Source organism: Thermoleptolyngbya sp. M55_K2018_002 (assembly GCF_015295965.1).
In the GTDB taxonomy this organism is placed as follows: Bacteria; Cyanobacteriota; Cyanobacteriia; order Elainellales; family Elainellaceae; genus Thermoleptolyngbya; species Thermoleptolyngbya sichuanensis.
The window spans coordinates 1-3,054 of record NZ_DVEA01000206.1 but is presented as its reverse complement, the minus strand read 5'-3'; the positions used below and the strand labels follow the sequence as shown (position 1 = coordinate 3,054).

Below are 3,054 nucleotides of genomic sequence, written 5' to 3'. Positions count from 1 at the left end.
GAAAACAGGTCAAAATTGGGCGCTGTTTATCCTTTGCGATAAATTTCTCAGGATGCGCTAATCTTACGCTAGCCTTAAAGATCACGAAAATCACTGGAAAAGCCATCAGGCTGCTGCCAAGCGATTATGGTAGACCCCATCGACGATATCGAGCGTCAGGCACGCCAAGGAAGCGTGTCGGCGATTATTCAGGTGCTAAACGAACGGCTGGCGGATGCTGGCGTGCGGACTCGGGCGGTGCTGGACCACGGCGTGCTTCAGCTTTTGTGCGAGGCGGAGACGCTGGAACAGTTGGAACAGCAGTCGCTCGTTGAAGATGTCCGCTATATTTTGGAGCGGCTCAGCCCCAATGGCATTCGTCGTGTCAATATCAACAGCCGTATTGTGCGAGAGCAGCAGCTTCTCTGGCTTGAGGATATCCAGCGCGACCCCAAAAAACAACTCCTCTGGTCGCAAGAAATTACCCTGCCCCAGCCCAACCCGCTCCAGCGCATGGTCGAAGACTGGCGCTATAACCGAATGCTCGACATTGCCAAACCTGCGGCCCAATCCCCCACCGAGGCACGCGCCAAGAAACAGTTTTGGCGGGGCATTCTGATTGGCGGGCTGAGCCTAGGGGTGCTGGCGCTGCTGGTGGGCTGGGCCCTGGCCGACTGGCTGGGCATTTCTCTTCCCAAACCAATGGAGCAGGTCGTCGCGCCGGCCTCGCCAGTGGAGTCGTCCCCATCCCCTGCGCCTGTCCCCACGCCTGATCCCTTTGTCCAGGCGGTGCGGCTGGCAGAGGCGGCCGTGCGCGATGGGCAAACGGCGCAAACCTCGGCCGACGGCAGCGAGCCTCCGATCTCATGGCCCAAGTGCCCGCCACCGACAGCCGCTATACCACTGCCCAAAACCGCGTCGTGCTTTACCGAGAAAACAGCAGCGCCGCACTGCAACAGGCGGATCGACTGCGGCAAGGCGGCGGCAATTAGCCTGCAACCGGGCGCTGGGCGATCGCCCGCTTTCGAGCAGGGCTTAGCGTGAGAGAGCATCTTTTCTGCAACACACTTTCCACGAAACTCTTTCCACGAAACTCTTTCCACGAAATTCTGAAACTCTATGGCGATTCGGATTGGGAACGGCTACGACATTCATCGACTGGTGGGCGATCGCCCCCTCATCTTGGGCGGCGTTAAGATTGACCATGAACTGGGGCTGCTGGGCCACAGCGATGCAGACGTGCTAACCCACGCCATCATGGACGCGATGCTGGGAGCGCTCAGCCTGGGCGATATTGGGCACTATTTTCCACCCACCGACCCGCAGTGGGCCGGGGCCGACAGCCTGAAGCTGCTGGAACAAGTCCACGCGCTAATTCAGTCACAAGGTTGGCAGATCGGAAATATCGATTCTGTCATCGTGGCAGAACGGCCCAAACTGAAGCCGCATATTAAAACGATGCGCGATCGCCTCGCCACCACCCTCCAACTCGCCCCCGATCAAATTGGCATCAAAGCCACCACCAACGAAAAGCTGGGCCCCGTCGGACGAGAAGAAGGGATCGCGGCCTACGCAGTGGCGCTGCTGATGCGAGCATGATGGAATCCTCCAAACCGTCTCCTGTCACCCCCTCACCCCAAAATCTCGTTACCTACCCCTTCCAGACCATGGCCCACGAACCTCCCCAGCGCCTCAAGCAAAAGCTCCTCTTTCAGGGACGCAAGTTCAACTTTGAGGTGAGCCGCCTGCGCCTGCCAAACGGAGCCGAAGGCGATTGGGAGTGTGTGCGGCATCCGGGCGGGGCCGTGGCCGTGCCCATGACGGCAGAAGGCAAGCTGGTGCTGGTGCGGCAATATCGCTTTGCGGCATCGCGGCGACTGCTGGAGTTTCCCGCAGGCACGATTGAGAAAGACGAAGACCCGCTGACCACTGCCCAGCGCGAAATCCAGGAAGAGACAGGCTACAAAGCCAGCCAGTGGCACAAACTGGGGCAGTTTTTCCTGGCTCCGGGCTATTCCGACGAGATTATCTATACCTACCTGGCGACGGAGTTGGAGAAGCTAGACACGCCGCCAGGATTGGATGAAGATGAGGATCTGGAAACCCTCTTGTTGACCCCGCAGGAGCTAGAACAAGCCATCCTAGACGGGGAAGCGGTGGATTCCAAGTCGATTTCCAGCCTGCTGCTGTTGCGCTCCTACTTACAGGCCCGGCAGTTGGGCTGAGGTTGATTTTGGATTTTAGATTGGCAATTTTAGATTGGCAATTTTAGATTGGCTTTTAGATGGCGAGTCTAGGAGGCTGCAAGGCTTCTCGTGATTTCATTTGGAAACGCCGTTTGCAAGACTTGAATATAAGCGCCTCGTTCATAACCAGGGCGTGGCTCTATCCAGATTTCTGCAACCTAAAACCTGATTTCTCTTCATCATGAGTCGCCGCCTGATTTCCTCCGGTTCCTTTTTTGAACGTGAAGTCGCCTATTCTCGCGTTGTGGTGGAGGGAGATTGGGCGTTTGTGTCGGGCACCACGGGCTACGACTATCGCACCATGACGATTGCGGACGACGTAGTAGAGCAGGCAGAGCAAACCCTGAAAAATATCAGCGCCGCTCTAGACGAAGCCGGGTTTTCCCTGGCGGATGTGGTGCGCGTTCGCTATATCGTGCCCAACCGAGAAGACTTTGAACCCTGCTGGCCCGTGCTGCGAAAATACTTCGGAGAGATCCGCCCCGCTTCGACGATGATCGTGGCGGGATTAGCCGATTTGAACATGCGAATAGAAATCGAAGTGACGGCCTATCGCCCTTCCTGACCTGAGATTGGGGAACTTGGGGATGCGGTGTGCTGTGTTGTGGAAGGAGAAGAGGTGGGTTGGCTGGCGCAGGACAATTGCCGGGGGCGATCGCATCTAGTACAATCGTCCATCAAGCTGTAATTCGATTCCTATCAGTGCAGCTTGCCTTTCCCCCGAAATTTTGGTCGTTTAGTCATCTACGGCATTGGCAGGTGTTCTCAGCACCTACCAACGCCTGACCCCTCGACAGGTAACGGCTGTCTCAGGGCTGCGTCCATTGTA

4 protein-coding genes are annotated in these 3,054 nt (G+C 57.1%); all 4 read left to right on the top strand.

The window, feature by feature from the left end; translation table 11 throughout:
* The first annotated feature begins 126 nt into the window (after window positions 1–126).
* Complete coding sequence (locus tag IGS51_RS10105; RefSeq protein WP_297078284.1) at window positions 127–1,023, top strand: hypothetical protein; 897 nt, start codon at window positions 127–129, stop codon at window positions 1,021–1,023.
* A gap of 75 nt (window positions 1,024–1,098) precedes the next feature.
* On the top strand, window positions 1,099–1,578 hold the full coding sequence (gene ispF, locus IGS51_RS10100; protein WP_172356556.1) for a 2-C-methyl-D-erythritol 2,4-cyclodiphosphate synthase: 480 nt from the start codon (window positions 1,099–1,101) through the stop codon (window positions 1,576–1,578).
* A gap of 68 nt (window positions 1,579–1,646) precedes the next feature.
* Window positions 1,647–2,204, top strand: coding sequence for an NUDIX hydrolase (locus IGS51_RS10095; protein WP_297078283.1), 558 nt, complete (start codon window positions 1,647–1,649; stop codon window positions 2,202–2,204).
* 202 nt (window positions 2,205–2,406) lie between these two features.
* Entirely contained in the window at window positions 2,407–2,790 is a 384-nt protein-coding gene (locus IGS51_RS10090) for a RidA family protein (RefSeq protein WP_172356560.1), read from the top strand.
* Window positions 2,791–3,054 lie beyond the last annotated feature (264 nt).

Excerpts from the sequence above, each read along its gene's own strand:
- IGS51_RS10105 (WP_297078284.1), top strand. The coding sequence starts at position 127 with ATGGTAGACCCCATCGACGATATCGAGCGTCAGGCACGCCAAGGAAGC.
- ispF (WP_172356556.1), top strand. The coding sequence starts at position 1,099 with ATGGCGATTCGGATTGGGAACGGCTACGACATTCATCGACTGGTGGGC.
- IGS51_RS10095 (WP_297078283.1), top strand. The coding sequence starts at position 1,647 with ATGGCCCACGAACCTCCCCAGCGCCTCAAGCAAAAGCTCCTCTTTCAG.
- IGS51_RS10090 (WP_172356560.1), top strand. The coding sequence starts at position 2,407 with ATGAGTCGCCGCCTGATTTCCTCCGGTTCCTTTTTTGAACGTGAAGTC.